The organism is Chryseobacterium sp. ERMR1:04 (assembly GCF_001297705.1).
Taxonomy (GTDB): Bacteria; Bacteroidota; Bacteroidia; order Flavobacteriales; family Weeksellaceae; genus Chryseobacterium.
Genome location: NZ_LIRF01000005.1, coordinates 356,973 through 377,725 on the forward strand (window position 1 = coordinate 356,973; position 20,753 = coordinate 377,725).

Annotated in this window: 16 protein-coding genes and 1 pseudogene; 14 read left to right on the forward strand and 3 right to left on the reverse strand. The window is 35.1% G+C overall.

The window, feature by feature from the left end; translation table 11 throughout:
* The first annotated feature begins 167 nt into the window (after positions 1-167).
* The 5 genes and pseudogenes from AMQ68_RS12040 to AMQ68_RS12060 all read left to right on the forward strand — a co-directional run bounded on the left by AMQ68_RS12040 (position 168) and on the right by AMQ68_RS12060 (position 7,140).
* On the forward strand, positions 168-926 hold the full coding sequence (locus tag AMQ68_RS12040; RefSeq protein WP_054510879.1) for a response regulator transcription factor: 759 nt from the start codon (positions 168-170) through the stop codon (positions 924-926).
* 199 nt (positions 927-1,125) lie between these two features.
* Complete coding sequence (locus AMQ68_RS12045) at positions 1,126-1,458, forward strand: hypothetical protein (protein ID WP_054510880.1); 333 nt, start codon at positions 1,126-1,128, stop codon at positions 1,456-1,458.
* An 82-nt stretch (positions 1,459-1,540) separates the two neighbouring features.
* Positions 1,541-4,672, forward strand: a pseudogene (locus tag AMQ68_RS12050) (efflux RND transporter permease subunit); the annotation flags it as partial.
* A gap of 100 nt (positions 4,673-4,772) precedes the next feature.
* Positions 4,773-5,981, forward strand: a complete 1,209-nt coding sequence (locus AMQ68_RS12055) for a TolC family protein (protein WP_054510881.1) — start codon at positions 4,773-4,775, stop codon at positions 5,979-5,981.
* Positions 5,982-5,988: 7 nt separating this feature from the next.
* A complete protein-coding gene (locus AMQ68_RS12060; RefSeq protein ID WP_054510882.1) occupies positions 5,989-7,140 on the forward strand; it encodes an efflux RND transporter periplasmic adaptor subunit in 1,152 nt (383 codons plus the stop codon).
* Positions 7,141-7,339: 199 nt separating this feature from the next.
* Here AMQ68_RS12060 and AMQ68_RS12065 read toward each other — a convergent pair whose 3' ends face one another.
* A complete protein-coding gene (locus tag AMQ68_RS12065; protein ID WP_054510883.1) occupies positions 7,340-7,612 on the reverse strand; it encodes a hypothetical protein in 273 nt (90 codons plus the stop codon).
* A 292-nt stretch (positions 7,613-7,904) separates the two neighbouring features.
* On the opposite strand from AMQ68_RS12065, the gene AMQ68_RS12070 reads away from it, so the two are divergent.
* The 6 genes from AMQ68_RS12070 (at position 7,905) to AMQ68_RS12095 (ending at position 15,538) form a co-directional block, all read left to right on the forward strand.
* The gene (locus AMQ68_RS12070) at positions 7,905-8,468 is read left to right on the forward strand and encodes a Crp/Fnr family transcriptional regulator (RefSeq protein WP_054510884.1); all 564 of its coding nucleotides are present in this window, start codon (positions 7,905-7,907) and stop codon (positions 8,466-8,468) included.
* 36 nt (positions 8,469-8,504) lie between these two features.
* Positions 8,505-9,398: an AraC family transcriptional regulator gene (locus AMQ68_RS12075; protein ID WP_054510885.1), complete on the forward strand. Its 894-nt coding sequence runs from the start codon at positions 8,505-8,507 to the stop codon at positions 9,396-9,398.
* Between the two features lie 82 nt (positions 9,399-9,480).
* Positions 9,481-10,323 carry an SDR family oxidoreductase gene (locus AMQ68_RS12080; RefSeq protein WP_054510886.1) on the forward strand — a complete coding sequence of 281 codons (843 nt, stop codon included), beginning with the start codon at positions 9,481-9,483 and terminating at the stop codon, positions 10,321-10,323.
* Positions 10,324-10,479: 156 nt separating this feature from the next.
* Positions 10,480-10,869: a RidA family protein gene (locus AMQ68_RS12085; RefSeq protein ID WP_054510887.1), complete on the forward strand. Its 390-nt coding sequence runs from the start codon at positions 10,480-10,482 to the stop codon at positions 10,867-10,869.
* A 741-nt stretch (positions 10,870-11,610) separates the two neighbouring features.
* Entirely contained in the window at positions 11,611-12,318 is a 708-nt protein-coding gene (locus tag AMQ68_RS12090; RefSeq protein ID WP_054510888.1) for a hypothetical protein, read from the forward strand.
* A gap of 25 nt (positions 12,319-12,343) precedes the next feature.
* Complete coding sequence (locus tag AMQ68_RS12095; RefSeq protein ID WP_123905683.1) at positions 12,344-15,538, forward strand: hypothetical protein; 3,195 nt, start codon at positions 12,344-12,346, stop codon at positions 15,536-15,538.
* A 401-nt stretch (positions 15,539-15,939) separates the two neighbouring features.
* On the opposite strand, the gene AMQ68_RS12100 is transcribed toward AMQ68_RS12095, so the two are convergent.
* On the reverse strand, positions 15,940-16,689 hold the full coding sequence (locus AMQ68_RS12100) for a DeoR/GlpR family DNA-binding transcription regulator (RefSeq protein WP_054510890.1): 750 nt from the start codon (positions 16,687-16,689) through the stop codon (positions 15,940-15,942).
* A gap of 6 nt (positions 16,690-16,695) precedes the next feature.
* The gene (locus tag AMQ68_RS12105) at positions 16,696-17,868 is read right to left on the reverse strand and encodes an MFS transporter (RefSeq protein ID WP_054510891.1); all 1,173 of its coding nucleotides are present in this window, start codon (positions 17,866-17,868) and stop codon (positions 16,696-16,698) included.
* 77 nt (positions 17,869-17,945) lie between these two features.
* Here AMQ68_RS12105 and AMQ68_RS12110 point away from each other — a divergent pair, with 77 nt between their 5' ends.
* The 3 genes from AMQ68_RS12110 to egtB all read left to right on the forward strand — a co-directional run bounded on the left by AMQ68_RS12110 (position 17,946) and on the right by egtB (position 20,747).
* Positions 17,946-18,341, forward strand: a complete 396-nt coding sequence (locus AMQ68_RS12110; protein ID WP_054510892.1) for a VOC family protein — start codon at positions 17,946-17,948, stop codon at positions 18,339-18,341.
* 224 nt (positions 18,342-18,565) lie between these two features.
* Positions 18,566-19,549, forward strand: coding sequence for an L-histidine N(alpha)-methyltransferase (locus tag AMQ68_RS12115; protein ID WP_054510893.1), 984 nt, complete (start codon positions 18,566-18,568; stop codon positions 19,547-19,549).
* 25 nt (positions 19,550-19,574) lie between these two features.
* Positions 19,575-20,747 (forward strand): ergothioneine biosynthesis protein EgtB, encoded by a 1,173-nt coding sequence (gene egtB, locus AMQ68_RS12120; protein ID WP_054510894.1) that lies wholly within the window; start codon positions 19,575-19,577, stop codon positions 20,745-20,747.
* Positions 20,748-20,753 lie beyond the last annotated feature (6 nt).

The following is a 20,753-nucleotide window of genomic DNA, read 5'->3' on the forward strand; positions in this document are numbered from 1 at the left end:
ATAGCTAGTTTTTAATATTTTGTTACGAAATTTTATCATTTATGCAATACTTTTTCTAAACATGGTATGAATATTAATATAGTTGTAAAAATAATTTAATAATATTTTAATATTACTACACTTTTGTGTAGTTTTGAAGTCAACCAGTAACAGATAATTATAAATACATGAATGACATTGCAAATTCACTTTGGGTTGAAAATACTTCACCTTTCCTTGAATCGGGAGAACAAAATGCTTCGGAAAAATATTTGGAGGCGCTCAAAGGGTTGGCAAGAATAAGCTTTGGATGTGTTTTTATCATGGATTTTGTTAATGAAAAAATTGAATTTCTTTCAGAAAATCCCTCTCTTTTTTCAGGACTACGATCTGACGAGGTAGAAAAGTTAGGGTATGATTTTTATCGAAAGTTCACAAAAACGGAAGATCTTAAAGTATTAATGAAGGTAGCGAATGTAGGGTTTAAATTTTTTGAATGTTTATCTCTTGAAGAGAAAAAAAACTATAACATTACCTATGATTTCCATATAACAAATGCGAGCAATATTGATGTATTGATCAATCATAAAATGACTCCGATAGAACTCTCTGAAAATGGTGAGGTTTCTAAAGTAGTGTGTTTGGTTTCTTACTCACAGAACCAAACTGCAGGGAATATTTGCATACAATCCAATACTTCTGAAACCTATTGGACTTATAATCTTTTGACCGGCAAATGGAAGGAAGAACATAAAGTCACCTTAAAAATAAGAGAAATTGAAATCATAAGATTTTATCTTCAAGGGTTGAAAATAGAAGAAATTGCCAAACGATTATATCTCTCACCAGACACGGTTAAATTTCACCGTCGTAAACTGTTTGAAAAAATAGGAGTAAATAATATAACAGAAGCGATATCTTATGTTGTTGTAAATAAGCTGATTTAGTTGAGATTGGATATGAATTATTTTAATAGCGATACTCAGTTTTTTAATATAGGCGAACTAACCTCTCTAATTTTTCAGCGCATTGAAACCCAATGCCCAAGCGTCAATCACCCGTTTTATTAACAAAAATTATTACGCCCAAGAAAAATTAAGCCTTATCTTTGCGGCCATGTTGAGGTGGTTTTCCATATTATGTTCGATGACTTATATACTAGCAACAACCAATGTTGCGGAGGTGTTGAAGGTTCCTGTCTTTATAGAACATCTGATGGAATATGAAGGGAATTTTATGGAGTTCATGGTAGAGCACTATGATAACCACAAACCTGACTCTGATTGGAATACAGACCAAAAACTTCCATTTATTAATCCTCCCGTTGTGTTAATGATTCATGCACAGCTTCCTCAAATTACTTTTCATTTCGAGCAAATCAAAGAATTTAAGGTTTCTCAAAAAACTACGAGTTATCAGGAAAAAGACTTTTCCAATACCTATCTTTCACGGATTTTCCAGCCGCCACGGTTTTGTTAATTGATGCAAATTAAAAATTAATGCTTTAAGATTTTCTCTTAAGGCGGTCATTTCTTGTTAATTATCAATTAATCAATTTTTCATGTTAAATAAAATTATTGAGTTTTCTGTAAAGAATAAACTCATTATCGGCCTTTTTACCATAGGGCTCATTCTGCTTGGGATCTATGAAACCACAAAACTTCCTATTGATGCACAGCCGGATATTACGAATAACCAAGTTCAGGTAATTACGGTTGCATCTTCTTACGGAGCTGCAGACATTGAACGGTTGGTCACTTTTCCTATTGAGCAGGCAACCAGCAATATTAGTGGGATAACAGAATTACGAAGTTTCTCACGATTCGGATTGTCTTTGGTGACCGTTGTTTTTGATGATGATACCGATGTGTATTGGGCTCGTCAACAGGTGCAGGAACGTCTGCAATTGGTTCAGGAAAATATCCCTGAAGGAATCGGAAAGCCGGAATTAGGACCAATTTCGTCAGGTTTAGGAGAGATTTTTCAATACGTTGTTCGAGCCAAAAAAGGATACGAAAATGTATATGATGAAACTGAACTCAGAACAATTCAGGATTGGGTAATTCGTCGTCAGTTGTTGGGGACAAAAGGGGTTGCCGATGTCAGCAGTTTTGGAGGGAAATTAAAACAATACGAAATTGCCATTAATCCTAATAAACTTCAGGCTTTTAATATCAATATAAACGATGTTTTTGATGCGTTGGAAAAAAACAATCAAAATACGGGTGGAGCCTATATTGAAAAGAAAGAAACTGTTCTTTTTATCCGAAGTGAAGGATTATTGGAAAGTTCAGAAGATATAGGAAATATTCAGGTTTCCAATACAAAAGAAGGAATTCCTGTACATATCAAAGATGTAGCAGACGTAAAAATAGGTTTTGCCACGATATATGGCGCCATGACTTTTAATGATACAGGCGAAGTTTCTGGAGCTATTGTTTTGATGTTGAAAGGAGAAAATGCCAATGAAGTTATTGGAAATATCAAACAGAGATTAGACAAGATCCAGGAATCTTTACCGGAAGGAGTGGTGATTGAGCCGTTTTTAGACCGAGCAAAAATGGTCAATAATACCATCAGTACCGTAAAAACCAATTTAATGGAAGGGGCGTTGATCGTGGTTTTCATTTTGGTTCTTTTCCTTGGGAATTTCAGAGCAGGATTATTGGTGGCTTCCGTAATTCCTTTGGCAATGCTTTTTGCCATTATTATGATGAATATTTTCGGGGTCGGAGGGAATTTAATGAGTCTTGGTGCGTTAGATTTCGGATTGATTGTAGATGGCGCCGTAATCATTGTTGAAGCAGTTTTACATCAGTTGGCTCACAAAAAACATTTCGGGAAAGACAATATGCTTTCTAAAAAAGAAATGGACGAGCAAGTTTCCAGCTCTGCTACAAAAATGGTAAACAGTGCCGTGTTTGGTCAAATTATTATTTTAATTGTTTACCTCCCGATTTTTACACTTCAGGGGATTGAAGGAAAGATGTTTAAGCCAATGGCACAAACGGTTGCTTTTGCATTGGTTGGCGCATTTTTATTATCACTGACTTACATTCCGATGATGAGTTCATTGGTACTGAGCAGAAAGAAAAAAGTAAAAGATAACCTTTCAGATAAAGTGATGACGAAGGTGGAAATTGGTCATCAGAAACTATTAATGAAAGCGTTAAAGTTTAGAAAAACAATCATTATAGCCGTTGTTATTCTTTTTGCCGGAGCTGTTTTGGTACTTTCAAGAATGGGAGGAGAATTTATTCCCTCATTAGAAGAAGGAGATTTTGCAGTTGAAATGCGTATTCTCCAGGGAAGTAATATCAATGAGACCAAAAAAGTAACTACCGAAGCTGCGAAAATCCTTTTAAAGCAATTTCCGGAAGTTCAAAAAGTAGTTACCAAAATCGGAAGTGCAGAAATTCCAACCGAACCAATGCCGATGGATGCAGGCGATATGATTATTGTTTTAAAGCCTAAAAAAGAGTGGACTTCCGCAAAATCATTCCCCGAACTTTCAGAAAAAATGAGTACTGCTTTAAAGGTGATTCCGGGGTTGACAACAGGTTTTCAATTTCCTGTTCAGATGCGTTTTAATGAATTAATGACGGGCGCAAGACAGGATGTGGTTTGTAAAATTTATGGTGAAGATTTAGACAGTCTGGCTACGTATGCGAAAAAGCTGGGTGGAATTATCAATACGGTAAAAGGTGCTCAGGATTTATATTTGGAGCCTGTAGTAGGCGCTCCGCAAGTAGTGATTAATTATAACCGTTCCGAACTTTCCCGTCACAATATTTCCGTTGCAGAGATCAATAGAGTGATCAATATGGCTTTTGCCGGACAAACCGCAGGGGCTTTGTATGAAGGAGAACGAAAATTTGATGTGGTGGTAAGAATGGATAGTGAACATAAAAAAGACATCACAAGCATTCAGAATGTATTGGTTCCGACTCCAAATGGCGAACAGATTCCTTTGTCACAATTGGCAAATGTAGAATTAAAAGAAAGTCCAAATCAGATTCAGAGAGAAGACACCAAAAGACGAATTGTTGTAGGTTTCAATGTGCGCGGCAGAGATGTTCAGAGTATTGTAGAAGACCTTCAGCAAAAGGTAAATAAAGATTTGAAATTATCTGCAGGCTACACGATTTCTTATGGTGGAGCTTTTGAAAATTTAAATGAAGCCAAAGCCAGATTAGGAATTGCGGTTCCGATTTCATTGGTGATGATTTTCTTGTTGTTGTTTTTTGCTTTCGGTTCTGTAAAACATAGTTTGTTGATTTACACGGCGATTCCATTATCGGCCATCGGAGGCGTTTATTTTCTGGCGTTGAGAGGAATGCCTTTCAGCATTAGTGCCGGAGTTGGATTTATCGCTCTTTTCGGCGTTGCGGTTTTAAACGGAATTGTTTTGATCTCAGAATTTAACCGACTGAAAAAAGACGGAATAAAAAATACAAGCAGAATTGTTTTAATAGGAACAAGAATCCGTCTTCGTCCGGTTTTAATGACAGCCTTTGTAGCTTCATTAGGATTTCTACCGATGGCATTGAGCGATGGCGCAGGTGCCGAAGTGCAGCGACCTTTAGCCACTGTGGTTATTGGAGGCTTAATGTTGGCCACTCTTTTAACCTTGTTTGTTTTACCTATTCTTTACGTCCTGTTTGAAAGGGTCAGTAAAAAGAAAAAATTCAATAAAACAGCGTCAATGGCTAAACCTTAGTTTTTTAACTAACGGAAAATACATTCTCAATACATAAAATCTTAGCGCCTATCGCGTTTAAAATCTATATACAATGAAATTATTAAATCATCATAAAAAACTAACAGCATTTCTATTTCTTATTTCGTTAGGAAGGGTAAATGCTCAGGAAAATATTACGTATGAACAAGCGCTGGAACAAGCTTTTCAATACAACGGAAGTCTTAGAAATTCAAAATTAGTATCAGAATATCAAGAGAAACTAAAGGCAAGCTATCTGGATATTCCTCAAACAGAAGTGAACGCAGGTTTTGGGCAGATTCAGGGTGAGGAAACAGACAATTCTTTTTCAATTACCCAACGATTTAGTTTTCCGACGGTGTATTCCAAAAGAAAACAAATGCTGGATGCAGAATGGAGTGCAAGTATTATAAATCAAAATCTTACAAAATCTCAATTGACCAAACAGGTTTCAGAGGTTTTTTACAGAATACTGATTCTTCAGGAAAAGAAAAAAGTTATTGATTACATCAGCAAATTGTATGGCAGTTTTGCAGATAAAGCAAGTTTAAGACTGAAAAAAGGTGAGGCTAATATTTTAGAAGAATCTACCGCAGAAATTCAGAGAGAGCAGGCGATATCTCAATTGAATATGCTTGAAAATGACTTGGATATTGCGAAACTTCAGCTTCAGTTATTGCTGCAATCTGAGCAGGAATATCAACCGATTTCGGATCAATCTATTATCAATATTGATCTTCAGGTTTCAGAGGAAAAGATCAAACAACATCCTGAATTACAATATTTAAATCAGCAAATTAAAGTCAACGAAGCAGAAGCGCAGCTTGAAAAATCTAAACTTCTTCCGGATATTCTGGTTGGGTATACGAATCAGAGTATGAAAAATATTAGCAGCAATCGTTTTAATTCAGTACAAATCGGGGTTGGAATTCCTTTGTTTACGAAAGGGCAACGAGCGTTGGCAAAAGCTATCCAAACGAAGGTTGCTATTGCGGAGAATGAATATCAACGAAAAGAGGTTGAACTTAAAAACAGATTAAAACAGCAGGTTAATAATTATACCAATCAATTGAAGATTGTTGAAAATTACGAGCAAAAACAATTGCCAAAATCTGAAATAATTTTAAAAACCGCACAAAAGCAAATGGAAGTTGGAGAGATTGATTATCTGAATTGGGTAATTCTTACGAATCAGGCGGTAAAAACAAAGGTAGATTATATCGATAATCTGGAAAGGCTCAACCAAATCGGAGCGGAACTTAATTTCTTAATTTCAAAATAATACGAAAATGTACCTCAAAAATATATCAATATATAGTTTAAGTGTATGGTTGGCTTTATCTTCTTGTTCAGGAAAAAAAGAGGAAGAAAAAACAGTATATGAAAACAAAAAGTTTGCAAAAACAGAGCAAAATACGGTTCAATTATCTGAGAAACAGATTCAATCGGTTGGGTTAACCACTACGAACATTCAAAACAAAACCATGCAAAAATTGGTGCGTTTGAATGGTAAAGTAGAAATTGCGCCTTCTCATATCAGTTCTGTTTCCAGTATTATGGGCGGACATATCAAATCGATTAATGTCATCAACGGAAGTCATTTCAATAAAGGGCAGGTATTGGCAATAGTTGAAGATCCTCAGTTTATTCAGTTGCAGCAGGATTATTTGGTAACGAAGGCTCAATTGGAATCTGCAAGGTTGAATTTAAACCGTCAAAAAGATCTTAATACCAGTAAAGCGAGTAGTGATAAAACCTTGCAAACCGCGCAGGCAGATTATTCTACCCTGAACGCGACGTTAAAAGGATTAGAAGAAAAATTGAGATTAATCGGTATCAATGCAAAAGGATTGAGTACAGGAAATATTAGAAGCCGAATTAATGTGTATGCGCCTTTCAGTGGTTTTGTGAGCAAGATTTTAGTGAATAACGGACAATACATTAATCCGTCTGATACGTTGTTTGAACTGATTAATCCGACGGGTTTATTGTTAGAATTAAAAGTTTTCGAAAACGATGTGGATGATGTGAAAATAGGGCAGGAGATTCTGGTCTACAATAATCAAAATACAGAACAAAAATCAAGTGCAAAAATTGTAAGCATGGTTCCGAATATTGAAAACGGAGGAGCTTCTATTGCGGTTGCCAGGCTTTCTTCCCCAAATCCTGATTTTATCAGAGGGATGTATATCAATGCTGAAGTGAGTGTGAACAGTAGATATACCTTAGGGTTACCAAATGAATCGGTAGTTTCTTTTGAAAATAAAAACTATGTTTTTGAAGACCTGGGAAATAGAAAGTATAAAATGATTCCTGTGACTATCGGAATTTCAGATGACAGTTTTACAGAGATTCTGAAAGCCGATTATTTGAAAGATAAAAAAATCGTTCAAAAAGGAGCATACAGCCTTTTGATGTTGCTGAAAAATAAAGCCGAATAAAAAGAAACGTAAATCGTAATGATTAGATAATGAAGAAGTCCGGGAATTTTCTCGGGCTTCTTTTGTATAAGTGCAGAGAAAAATCGTTTATAATTTATTCGAAGATAATGCTTCGAGTTAAAAAGAGGAAAAGTATGAAAAACAGATAATTTTTCATAAAACTAAAAATAGGATTTCTTCCATTGGATACCTCAGGGTTCTATTTGGTTGCTTCAATGTTTGCAGATGTTCCCGGTTTGGTTCCAGAGTATTGATAGTATCGCCATAAATAGAAAATTCCAAGGATGATAAAAATGTAAGATATCAATTTCAAAATTTGTTCAAAGATTCTTGTGAATACAGACTTTTCGAAGCTTGAAAATTCTTCAAGTCCAACACTGTTTCTTCGATTAAATTTTCTTCGATAGATCCAATACCGAATTGCTCCACTTATCAATAAAGTAATGATCCCGATTGTTAATTCTATATACATATTTTGGTGGTTTTTAGAATTGTAACCTTATAAATATAAGTGTTTTATATTTAATATGAAAATTCTTCGAGGCTTACGTTGGGGTACTTTTGTCTTTCAAAAATAAGGGAAACTGCTTTGTTTAGCTTAATTATTAACAGTTATTTAAAATGAGTCTTTATCTTAATTATCAAAAAAATATAAATGAGTTTTTTTAATAATTAATATATATGTAAAACAAAAGTTTAGAATATTGTCAACCCTCAACTTATTACAAAGAAAAGAAGTATTTTTATTGTTTCATACCTAAATAATGCTGAATACTTTACGCACCCATATTGAAAAATTAGTTCCACTTACCGATGAAGAGTTTACCTTGGTATCTTCTTATTTTACTGCTAAAAAGTATAAAAAACATCAGTTTTTGATACAGGAAGGCGAAGACGTACATTATAATTATTTTGTGGTAAAAGGACTTTTGAAGTTGGTGTATACAGATGAATCTTTAAAAGAATATATTGTAGGATTTGCGATGGAAGACTGGTGGGAAAGTGATTTTCAGGCATTTTATACCAAGACGAAAGCCACGATGTCATTAGAATGTGTGGAAGATACCGAAGTATTGTGTCTTCAGCTTGATGATTACAGAAAGTTGTGTGCGGCGCTTCCAAAAATTGAACATTTCTTTTTAGAGAAAGCTTCTTTTGGTTTTATTGCTGCTCAGCAACGTATTATTTCTACCATGACTTCCAGTATTAAAGAGCGTTATAATCAATTATTAGAAAAACATCCGTCACTTATTCAGCGGGTTCCAAAGTCGCTTTTGGCTGCTTATCTGGGCGTTTCAAGAGAAACATTGAGCCGCTTGTCTCCTTAATTTTTATGTTCATCACTTCATCATCATGATTTAAATATGGAATCTTTAGCACAATTTTATCATCATAAATTTAATGAGGTTTCTGTTGATCTTCAGCAATCTATTGGGCAATTTAATGTGTTCAGTATTTCAGACAGAATAGCCAGCCAATCTGCGTTACCTGTTCATACAAGGCGTAATTTCTATAAAATAATGCTGTATGTGGGAGAGAATGTTTTTTATTATGGAGATCAAAGCATACCGGTTAAAGGAATGACTTTATTGTTCTTTCACCCCGGAATTCCTTACTCTTATGGCGAATTAGCTAAAGATACCAAAGGATACTTTTGTGTTTTTAGCGAAGAGTTTTTTAAAGAGAATTTCAGATTGAATTTAAATGATTTACCTCTTTTTGCACCCGATCACATTCCTGTTTATCAACTTAATGAAGAAAATGGAGAGTTGGTAAAATCGATTTTTTTAAAGATGATGAATGAAATAGATTCGGAGTATATTTATAAATATGAACTCATGCGTGCGTATGTCTCCGAGCTTATCTTTTTAGGTATGAAAATCTCTCCTGATAATACTTCTTTACATCATATCGATGCTGGAATGCGCATCACGACAAAGTTTAAAGAACTTTTAGAAAGACAATTCTTAGTAGAGTTTAGCAATGAGCGACTTTTACTGCGCAGTCCTCATGATTTTGCAGAGAAGCTGGCGGTGCATATTAATTACCTCAATAGAGTGATTAAAAAGAATACAGGGAAAACAACCAGTGAGCATATTTTTGAACGAATCAGTTCTGAGGCGAAGATCTTGCTTCGACATACAGACTGGAATATTTCTCAAATCAGTTATGCGCTTGGCTTTGAAGATTTGGCTCATTTTAATCGGTTTTTCAAAAAACAAATTGGCGTAAGTCCATCCTTATACAGAAAGGTTTGATTTATACAAACTCTGGTTTGATAGTGGCTGGCGTCATGCTTTAGATTCCTCCTAGCTTTGTATCGTTATAAATCTAAACGATATGAATACATCAAAAAAAGTATGGTATGTTACCGGAGCATCCAAAGGAATGGGGCTTTCTCTGGTTAAAAATTTACTAGAAAAAGGACACCAGGTTATCGCTACTTCCCGTCAGCTGGAAACATTAAAAAGTCAAATTGACTCTAAATTTGCTCCCTTTTTTCTGCCGGTTGAGGTTAATCTTAGTGACGAATATTCTATAGCAGATTCTTTAAAATTGGGAAATGAAAGGTTTGGGAGAATTGATGTGATCGTAAACAATGCCGGATATGGTACAGGCGGAGCGTTAGAAGAATTGTCGGCAAAGGAGATCAAAGAAAGTTTTGATGTGAATTTTTTTGCAGCAATTCGCGTGATCCAGCAGGCACTTCCTTATTTAAGGGCACAGAAATCCGGTCATATTATTAATATTTCTTCTATTGCTGGTTTTGCTCCGGGAACAGGTTGGTCTGTTTATGCGGCGGCTAAATTTGCGGTAAGTGGTTTGTCTGAAGCATTGGCCAATGATCTTAAACCATTGGGAATTCATGTAACTGCAGTTTCTCCAGGCTGGTTCAGAACAAGTTTTGCAACGGCAGAATCTATCGTTTTTTCTGAAAATCAAATGACTGAGTATGATTATCTCAGAGAATATCACACCAGGTTCAATGCAATGAATGGCGTTCAGATGGGAAATCCTGAAAAAGTAGCAGATGTATTGCTTGCTCTTACCGAAAGTGAAAACCCTCCCGTGAACTTTTTTATGGGAAGTGATGCTTATCAACGCGCAGAAAGCAAAATAGAAACAATGGCTGAGCAAATGAAAGCTTGGGAATTTCTTTCTTCAATTACTGATTTTGAATGATTTTAAAACGGTAATGAGTGTGTTTTTTCCTTACAATGTGATCGTCGTCACTTCATAATCGTGATTGAGATCAAGAGATGATCTTGTGTATAATGTACAACTTTGCAAAGTAATACATAACAAGAGGTCTTATGACCTTCTCTAAAATCAATCAAAATGGAAAAAAGAACAGTAAATCCTTGGAGCTGGCAAAACGAACGCAGCTATTCGCAGGCTGTAGAAGTAAAAAATGTGGAAAGTACGTTGTACTGCTCAGGGCAGGCAGCTATTGATCCTGATGGTACCTCAAGTGATAAAGGTATGAAGTCTCAGCTTCAGCAGGCTATTGCTAATCTGGAAGAAGTGATCTTAAAGGCGGGCTATGAGTGTTCGAATATTGTAAGGTTAAATATTTATACGACTTCAACAAAAGAGCTTTGGCCTCATTTTCCGATTTTACAGGAATGGATTGCAAAGCATAATCTTGAACAGGCCGTTACTATGCTTGAAGTAAACGGATTATTTGAAACCTTAATGATAGAATTGGAAGCAACTGCTGTGAAATAAGTGTGCTCAATCACTTTTTAGATAAAGCAATTGACGGTTTTTGGCTTTAAAAGGTTAGATATATCACATTTATATCAAAAAATTCAAAAGAATAAAATCTACTAAAATAGTCTTTTTTTAGTAGATTTTATTCTTTTGTGGTATGTTAAAAATGAAGGGTAAAAGTGGAGTAATCAGCTTAGTAGTAAGGCAAAGATCATTTGAATTTTAAATTTATTATTGATTAATTCACTGTAAGTAATTCTATGTTTTTTGATTTAATATTAATTATTTTCTGTTATGTTGCTTGTTTGGTGGTTTTTATAAATAAAATAATTATATTTGCCAAAAACTAACTCATTACCATGAAATAACTCACATGGAGTTGAAGACGTGTTTTATTAGCATAAAATATTCCTTCAAGTACTAAATATTGTACATACTCTCGATGCTTTCTTTTTTAATTATTTTTCAATACTCCGAAGGCAAATCTTCATTATATCATTTTGATCTATTATAAAATTATGATTTGGATATGATTTAATTATATTGAAATCTAATTATAGTTTTTAATGTGAAAGTTTTCAAATGAAGATTGTTGATGATCTCAATCACTACAGGAGAAAATTTAGCTTTTTGAATGTAGAAGAGAAGTAATAATTCTGAATTGATAGTTTGTACTCTTTGATGTTATGCGGTTATGATAATTGTTTTTATGATAATGAACTTTTGAATAAAAATGATATATAAATCGATTAAGTTATGAACAAACATTACTACTCATTCATTGGGTTGCTTGCCTCTATTGCTATGAGCGCACAAATAGGAATTAATACCACAACCCCTCAGGCTACTTTGCAGGTTAAAGAATCGGATGCTGAAACTCTGGCAGACGGAATTATTCCTCCAAGAGTAACAGGAGATAAGCTAAAAGCTAAAGATCTTGTTTATACGAATAATCAGCAGGCTAGCATGGTATATGTTACATCAGGTGTAACTTCTACACTAGACGGTAAAACAGCAGATGTTACTACTCCGGGGTATTACTATTACGAACCTACTTTAAGTAATGGAGGTAAATGGGTAAAGCTAAACACCACTCAAGATGCTCCGATTAAGTTTTTTTATATGCCATCTATTGTGTTTAATACTTCTACAATGGCAACAGGGTTAAAAAGAAACCTATATGCAGAGTATAAATCTCAGTTTACCAATAAGAAGTTTATTCCTAGTTCTACTACCGGAGGTACTGTAGGTACAGAAATAAGAAATACTTTTGTGAAAAGTACCAATGCTCCTGATACCATTGCTAACATCCCGGCTTCAAACGGATTGTATTATTACGTTACGGATTATGATAATACATCATTGGCTAATTTAAGTATTGATGAAAATGGTATTCTTACCTACGATATTATAGGAATTGGATCTGATTATTCTTTTGTGAATATCGTTTTTGTGGTAAAATAAATATAGATCTTGAATGATAAAAACTATGAGAAAGACTATATTAAAAGGTTTTCTCTTGCTATGTTGTCCGTTGTTGGGAAGTTTATCCTATGGGCAGGTAGTACAGAAAATAAAACCAAATACTTCAGCAGGAACTCGTGTAGATAATCCTGAATTTTCAATTGACCCTGATGTGAATACCTTTAGCCAGGTTAACAGCTACGGGGGCGCTGCATTAGGCATAGGAGCATATTCCGGAACACTTACGTTGGGATATACTGCTCCTACATCATACGTTCCTGCCAATTCTAAATTTTATTTAAAAGTGAATTCCAATGAAGTAGGCTTGCTAGATGCTTTGTTAGGAGGTAGTTTAGGGAATTTACTTAAAGGGGTTTTAGGAGTTGTGATTGGTGGTGAGCATGTTACCACTTTTAATTTAAAGAATGCAGCCGGAAATAATGCTATTTCTGTGTCTACGACCAATTCTAATGCAAATCAGGATAAAATAACCATTGCTAAAGATGCATCGCAGAACTATTATGCTATCTTTTATCCCAAGGAAGCTATAAAGACCATTGAAGTAAATGATAAGACATCATCTCCTGTATTGCTTGGAGGGCTTAACAATTTCAAGGTTTATGATTCATATTATTATAAAGATGATGTGTCAGACTGTGATGTTTCGCTGCTTACATCTTATACTGCTGGGGGAGGATTATTAAGTTTAATAGCTTCTGAACCGGTAGTTAATGCACATTATGCAATAGATAATGATCTTACGACATACTCAAAAATTGGGATCACGGCTTTACTTAATTTAAATGCATCGGGAACGGTAGAACAATTCTTTCATTTACCGAAAGCAATAAATGATAAAGTGATGAGGTTTAAGATCCGTATGCCATCGGGTCTTTTAAAACTAGATGTAGGAAACCAATCTTCAGTAGTATTTTACAAAGATGGAGTAGAAGTTTCAACGGTAAAATTAGATACGAGCGTGTTGGGATTAGACCTGTTAGGGTTAATTAATCAAAACAATGCAGAATTTAGTTTCCTTGCTGCTCCACGTGATGCAAGTGGGAAGATCATACCGTTTGATAAAGTGGGGATCCGTGTTTTCAAACCTCTATCGGTAAATCTATTAAATGCAGAGGACATCAGAGTGTATGATGTTGCGTATGTAGATGATAGTCCGGAAGTTAAAAAAGTATGCTCTTTTGAATTTTTAAACAATAACATCAGACAACGTAAGTTTGATATTACACAGCTTATTCCAAATTATGATGCCAATTATACAGGATATATTGTTGTAGATAGAAATCAAAAAGAAATTCCTTTTAAAACTGCAGCAGATAAATTAGCCAACAGATGGCAGCCTTTAGGGACCTATTATATTAAAGGATTAAATGCTACAGGCTATTGCTCCAATGAATATATTGGCTTTACAGCTGCGGAAGACAAGCAGTATCAAATTCTGGGAAATGCAGCAATAAGTTTACCTCTTGATGCTAATAATGATGGAACGCCTGATGCTTCCACTGTTTTTGCTGCGGCCAATTATCAAAGTCAGTTGTTAGGCAACACAGGAGTTAAAATTTATGATGAATTAACCAATCTGGAAGTGACGGGTCAAACCATTAATTTCCCTAAAATTGGAACATATAATTTCTATGCAAAATCAACTAACGGATCATCGTCTTGTGATATTGTTAAAAGAATTACCGTCTATATTTATGATAAAGTAGAGTGCGAATATCAATACGTTCAGCGTATGGCAACGATAAAAAGTACCGGAGCTATTTTAACGGGAGGAAGCAGCAATAGTGAAAGAGCTGTAGATAATGACCTTTCTACGTATGGTACGATCTTCAATGCTATTTCATTAGCGGGAATAGGAAATTCATGGATTGATTTAACTTTTAATAATGTACAGTCGACTCCAATTCCGGCGGGTACTCCAATCACCATTAAAATGGGACAGGATTACGGCGTATTACAATTATTAGGAGGAATTACTGTTCAGACTTTAAATAAAAGTGGAGCTCCTGTAGGACCATTGAAATCTATTGGAGAGCTAGACCTTCTGAATCTTTTGGTAGGTAATAACACGATAGATGTTACTTTTATTCCTAAAGATGCTGCCGGAACCAACATTGAATATGGTGGGGTAAGAGTATTGGTAGGAAGTGTATTGGGATTGTTTAATTCTGCGAGAATATATGGTGCTTATGTGGATGACCGTACTCCTGTAACGCAGGCGACGGCTTGTGATACAAATATGACGGTGAATGGTGCTGAAATTCCGGGGAATTTAAATGCTCAGGTACTGTTGAACCGTTCTACGAAAGATGTTTTATACGGAGTTCAGGATGCAGGGTTGGGTGTTGCTACGGTATTATCGGGTGTTTTATATCCTTATTTAGCAACTGACGCTATCAATAACAGTACATCTCCACTACATGGCTCTCCGAATTACGATACAGCAGCCATATTTAATACGTCTGTAGGAGTTTTAAATAAGCAGATCTTAACTGTTAAATTCAAGAATATTGCGAGACCTGGTGATAAAGTAAGAATTGTAATGAGTTCTGAAGGATTGCCTATTTTGGATGTGAATGTATTGGGAGGCTTTACGATTCAACGATATTTAGGAGATATTCCTATTGGAGATGAAATTAAAGCGTCTGATTCTCAGATCATAAAATTAGACCTTCTGAAACTGATCGCCAATCAGGCTTCTACAAAGACAGCGATTATCTTAGATGGTATCGGAGCTTCTTTTGACCGTATAGAATTACGTTTAAACAATGTAGTTTCAGCGAATCTGTTAGGAAGTAAGACGTATGTGTATGATGTTTCTATATTGCCGTATTTTGATTTGGAACAGGATGAACAATTATTATGTTTATCTGCTCCGGTTACGTTTAATTTATTAGATCCATGTACTTCTTATCGTGTGTCTTTTGCGTATTCAGATAGAGATCCAAATGGAAATATTACGCAATGGAATGATATCCCCAACTCTCTTATTGGGACTATTTTAGGAAATCCTTTACAAAGTATACTCAACTTTAAATTGAAAAAAATGTATAAAGTATATAGTAAAGCAGATAACTTATACATGAAGGTTGAAGTTGCCCGAGGTAATTGTATGGTAGGAGAAGCACAGTATATTCCTGTTAAAATTAACGCATGTCAATCAAGTGTTAATCCTGTAATGAGAAGTATACTGAGATAAATAGATAATGAAATAATAGAAATTTAATATTTTCTAATTGATGAAAAAATAGACTGCCTTTCGAGACAGTCTATTTTTATTTTGTTCAATGAATATTGCTTTGTTTTTGAAAGTATAGAGTCAACTCCTATTGGCTTTTATTGGTTTCAATTTTATGACATGCTTTTTGATTTTTTTAGAAACAAAGGCAAATGAAATTTACTTCGTGAAGCTTGAAAATACAGCTTTATCAAATCAACTTGGTTGATTCTTCTTTGCTCACTCAAATAAATCATTCAATACAATAAAAATTTGTGTCAAAAAATGATTAAACTGGTTAATTTTTATATCAAAATTCAAGATGAATTAAATGTATATTTTACAAGATTAAAGCAAATGAAGAAAAAGCCTTTACTACGGTTTTATACAATCTGAATTCCCGAATCTCTTAAAGAATTCAGTTCAGGGCTGTCTCCGGGTAAGTCTGTAATTAAAACAGTAATATCATTTACGTTACACACTTTAAAGGCTTCTGTTCTCCTTAATTTATTTTGATGGGCCAACGTGATGATCTTTTTTGAAGCGTTCAGCATAGCAGTTTTTGTTTCCAGATCTTTCACTGAAGTAGAAGAAATTCCGAAATTTTCGTCTATCGCACAGGTTGATAAGATGAATACGTCTGCAATATATTTTGAAGCTTCATTACAGGTAATAGCTCCTGTGTTGATGGCTAAATCAAAATCAAACTGTCCGCCTAAAATAATTAATTCCACATTTTTATAACCTTGAAGCAAAGGAACCAACGATAGATTGTGAGTGATAATTCTCAACTGTATATCAATCGGCATATAGCTGACGACTTTTCCTACCGTAGTACCGCCATCCATAAAAACAGTCATTCCATCTTTAAGAAATTGCTGTGCTTTCAAGGCGATGATATTTTTTTCATCACTCAGGAAAGTTTGTCGGTCAGAAAAGGAGAGTGGGTCTTTCTCCCGAAGAATGGCACCTCCTCTTACCTTAGATAACAAACCATTTTTGTATAGAATTTCTATGTCTCTTCTTACGGTATCTTCTGAAACTAAAAGTTCTTTTGCCAATTCTTCAAACGTCACTTTATTACTGACTTTTAGCTGTTTTAAAATGATTTCAAAACGTTCTTCTTTTAGCATAATGATTTATTTTTTTCGGAATTGATAGATAGTGGCAACAAGAATAAAAAGCAAAGCTATTATTTCGAAAGCAATTGACAAAGAAAAATAATGAGCAATTATTCCCAACAATGCAGGACCGGCAAGTTGACCGGCATAGCCTAATGTTGTGATCACGGGAATGGTTACTGTGGGTGATATTCCTTTAATTTTACCTCCTTCTGTAATAAATACAGGAACAATATTAGCGGCGCCCATTCCCAGTAGAACAAATCCCAAAATAGATACCAGCAACCATGGACTGAATACAATAATGACGATTCCTACGGCGGCCAAAACACTTCCTCCGACCACAATTATTTTGCTGTTTAATTTCCCAACCAATGAATCTCCGGATAATCTCATCGCTGCCATTGCAACGGAAAATGCAGCATATCCGATTCCTGTAAATTCGTTTTCTATCCCTCTGTTATCTCTCAAAAAGATTGCGCTCCAGTCTAGCATAGCACCTTCAGATAAAAATACAATGAAACACATAAAGCCTAATACCAAAACTCTGTAATCTAGCCATTGCATTTTCCCTTTGCTTTCTTCTTTTTTATCGATAGATGAGGATTTTAGAATAATCTCTTGTTCTTTTTCAAGGGTGAAAAGATTTTTATATTGAGTAATTAATAGTAATATAAGCAATGATGAGATTGTAATCGCGGCATAAATAGGATTAAGTCCCATTTTCATTAGAAATCCTAAACCTAATGATCCGAAAAGTCCACCCACACTGAAAAGTCCGTGCAAAGAAGACATAATAGGTTTGTCATATAAGTTTTGAACCTGCACGCCGTGGGTATTCATAGCCACGTCTACGGTTCCTATTCCGCAACCAAAAGCAAAAAGAAATAATCCCATTACATACACATTGGAAATAACAAGAAGCCAAGGTAAGATGAAAGCGCTTAAAACGACACTTACAGCAATAACTTTACGGCTGCCAATTTTTCTGATCAACAAACCTGAAATCGGCATCATCAGGATGGCTCCGGCTCCGAGAAATAACAAAAGCATTCCTAGATTAGCTTCATTTAATAATAACCTGTCTTTTGCAAGGGGAACCATGGGAGCCCAGCTGGCAATGCCTAAACCACATACCAAGAAAATCAATTGGGTTGCTCTTTTAGCTCTAATTGTTTTCAAATCATTCATAAGATTAAATATTTATTTTGCAAAGTTATGCAAATTTGCATAACTTTGCAAAATAAAATGAATTAAAAAATAAAATTATGAAAATTGAACATATTGCCATTTGGTGCAATGACCTTGAACTGACCCGTGATTTTTACATGAATTACTTCAACATGAAAAGCAACGAAAAGTATGTAAACCCAACAAAGCAGTACACTTCGTATTTCTTATCATCTCCATCGGAAAATACATCGGCAAGATTAGAATTAATGCAACGTCCCGACGTTATTGAAAATTCAAATACAAGAGGAATGTTAATGGGACTTGCCCATTTGGCGATTTCTTTAGGAAGTAAGGAGGCGGTAGATATTCTAACCAATAGAGTACGGGCAGATGGTTATACGATTGTAGGCGAACCTCGTACAACAGGCGATGGATATTACGAAAGTGTGATAGAAGATCCTGAAGGAAACTGGGTGGAACTGACAGAATAATTTTGAATTGTTTCTGGAAAGTAAAGGTAATTCTGAAATCGCTATGATTGATGGGTTGCCTTTTTTTTAAATAATTTACAGTCATATTCTTATTGGTATGTAAAATTTACATGAATTAAGCTTATATTTAGTTGAGGGTATTGTAGAAGAAAATAAATTTTATGAAGAGTGATGTGCACGGCAAGATAGTTGTAGTTACCTAAAAACCACACAAAATATAAAATATGAACGTACAGTTAGATCAAGATTCTCAAGTGGAAAATTTTCATAAAGATAGTTTTCGATTTGACGTCTTACAAGGCTTACAAAGCCATCCTAAAAAATTATCTTCAAAATATTTTTACGATAAAACGGGGGACCATCTTTTCCAGAAAATCATGGCCATGCCGGATTATTATCTCACAAAATGTGAACTGGATATTTTCAAAAACAAAACAGCAGATTTAGCCCGTTTAATTACCCCAGACAACGAACCTTTTGACTTAATTGAACTCGGAGCGGGAGATGCTATGAAATCTACTTTTTTACTAAAATATTTGGTTGAAAGGGGAGTCGATTTTACCTATATGCCCATTGATATTTCCGGAAATATCCTTTCTATTTTACATGAAAAGCTAAACAATGAACTTCCAGATTTAAAAATGATAAAGCTGGAAGGAGAGTATTTTGAAATGCTACAAAAAGCGGCTTCTTTATCTTCCAAAAGAAAGGTGATTTTGTTTCTGGGAAGTAATATAGGGAATATGAGTCTCGAAGAAGCCGAAAGCTTTTGCCGAGATTTAAATCAAAATTTAGCTTCTGATGATGTCGTTTTAATAGGTTTTGATATGAAGAAAAATCCTCACACGATATTAAATGCGTATAATGATAAAGAAGGCATCACCGCCGCTTTTAACCTTAATCTTCTGACTCGTATCAATACCGAACTTGATGCCAATTTTGATCTGCAACAATTTCAGCATTACCAAACCTACGATCCGGTAAGTGGAGCGTGTAAAAGTTTTTTAGTAAGTTTAACAGAGCAGAATATCAACATCGGAAACAACAGGATTTCATTTAAAGAAAATGAATTGATCGACATGGAAATTTCACAGAAATTTTCAGAGGAGAAAATAAAGGAATTAGGTGAGAAATCCGGTTTCAGCATGATCGGAGAAATTAAAGATTCCAAAAAATGGTTTGTAGATACCGTCTGGCAAGTAAAGTAAGTAAAGAACTAAAAAACTGAAAAAGATGACCCCCAACCCAATCACAACAGATCTGGTTAAAAATTATACAGATATTCGCAGGTATTCTGAAGAGATATGTGCGCCTTTGGAAATTGAAGATTACGTCGTGCAGCCTATTGTAGATGTGAGCCCGCCCAAATGGCATCTGGGTCACACCACCTGGTTTTTTGAAACCTTTATCCTGCAGTCCAATTTTCCGGATTATAAAGTTTTTGATGCGCAATATAATTTTGTTTTCAATAGCTATTATGAAACCATTGGAGCGAGAGTTATCCGTACCGATCGGGGGAATTTAAGTCGACCTTCAGTTTCAGATATTTACAAATACAGAAAATACGTTGACGAACATATGGAAGCCTTTCTTCAAAGTGCATTTATGACGGAAGCGGTGGAGCCTTTATTAGTGCTTGGACTTAATCATGAGCAGCAACATCAGGAATTATTGATTACCGATATTAAATATATTTTAGGACACAATCCACTTTTTCCGGCGTATAAAAAGGAGCGTATTACTAAAGAAATATTTTCAGGAAATACTGAAATGCTGAGCTTCTCGGAAAGAGTGTATGAAATTGGTTTTAATGGAGAAGGTTTCTGTTTCGATAATGAATTAGGAAGGCATAAAGTTTTCTTGAATGATTTTAAAATCGCCAATCAATTAGTGACCAATCGAGAATATGTACAATTTATAGAAGCGGGAGGGTATACCGATTTCAAACATTGGCACGCTGAAGGCTGGGATTGGGTAAAACAAAACAGTGCAAAATCCCCTTTATATTGGCATATGGTGGATGATCAATGGATGTATTATACGTTGAATGGTTTGATGGAATTAGACCTTGACGAAGCCGTTTGTCATATCAATTTCTTTGAGGCTTCGGCTTTTGCATCATGGAAGGGAATGCGCTTGCCAACAGAAGCAGAATGGGAAGTAGCCTCCGATTATTTCAATTGGGGAAGTCGTTGGGAATGGACCAATTCTGCCTATTTACCATATCCTGATTTTAAAAAAGAAGCCGGAGCAGTGGGAGAGTACAATGGGAAATTCATGGTCAATCAAATGGTTTTGCGCGGTGCTTCGGAAGCGACTCCTCTTGGACATAGCCGAAATACCTACCGTAACTTTTTCCAGACCGGTTTACAATGGCAATTCACAGGAATCAGACTTGCTCAATAATTTTTG

Coding starts and splice junctions, on each gene's coding strand:
- AMQ68_RS12040 (WP_054510879.1), top strand. CDS start 168: ATGAATGACATTGCAAATTCACTTTGGGTTGAAAATACTTCACCTTTC.
- AMQ68_RS12045 (WP_054510880.1), top strand. CDS start 1,126: ATGACTTATATACTAGCAACAACCAATGTTGCGGAGGTGTTGAAGGTT.
- AMQ68_RS12055 (WP_054510881.1), top strand. CDS start 4,773: ATGAAATTATTAAATCATCATAAAAAACTAACAGCATTTCTATTTCTT.
- AMQ68_RS12060 (WP_054510882.1), top strand. CDS start 5,989: ATGTACCTCAAAAATATATCAATATATAGTTTAAGTGTATGGTTGGCT.
- AMQ68_RS12065 (WP_054510883.1), bottom strand. CDS start 7,612: ATGTATATAGAATTAACAATCGGGATCATTACTTTATTGATAAGTGGA.
- AMQ68_RS12070 (WP_054510884.1), top strand. CDS start 7,905: ATGCTGAATACTTTACGCACCCATATTGAAAAATTAGTTCCACTTACC.
- AMQ68_RS12075 (WP_054510885.1), top strand. CDS start 8,505: ATGGAATCTTTAGCACAATTTTATCATCATAAATTTAATGAGGTTTCT.
- AMQ68_RS12080 (WP_054510886.1), top strand. CDS start 9,481: ATGAATACATCAAAAAAAGTATGGTATGTTACCGGAGCATCCAAAGGA.
- AMQ68_RS12085 (WP_054510887.1), top strand. CDS start 10,480: ATGGAAAAAAGAACAGTAAATCCTTGGAGCTGGCAAAACGAACGCAGC.
- AMQ68_RS12090 (WP_054510888.1), top strand. CDS start 11,611: ATGAACAAACATTACTACTCATTCATTGGGTTGCTTGCCTCTATTGCT.
- AMQ68_RS12095 (WP_123905683.1), top strand. CDS start 12,344: ATGAGAAAGACTATATTAAAAGGTTTTCTCTTGCTATGTTGTCCGTTG.
- AMQ68_RS12100 (WP_054510890.1), bottom strand. CDS start 16,689: ATGCTAAAAGAAGAACGTTTTGAAATCATTTTAAAACAGCTAAAAGTC.
- AMQ68_RS12105 (WP_054510891.1), bottom strand. CDS start 17,868: ATGAATGATTTGAAAACAATTAGAGCTAAAAGAGCAACCCAATTGATT.
- AMQ68_RS12110 (WP_054510892.1), top strand. CDS start 17,946: ATGAAAATTGAACATATTGCCATTTGGTGCAATGACCTTGAACTGACC.
- AMQ68_RS12115 (WP_054510893.1), top strand. CDS start 18,566: ATGAACGTACAGTTAGATCAAGATTCTCAAGTGGAAAATTTTCATAAA.
- egtB (WP_054510894.1), top strand. CDS start 19,575: ATGACCCCCAACCCAATCACAACAGATCTGGTTAAAAATTATACAGAT.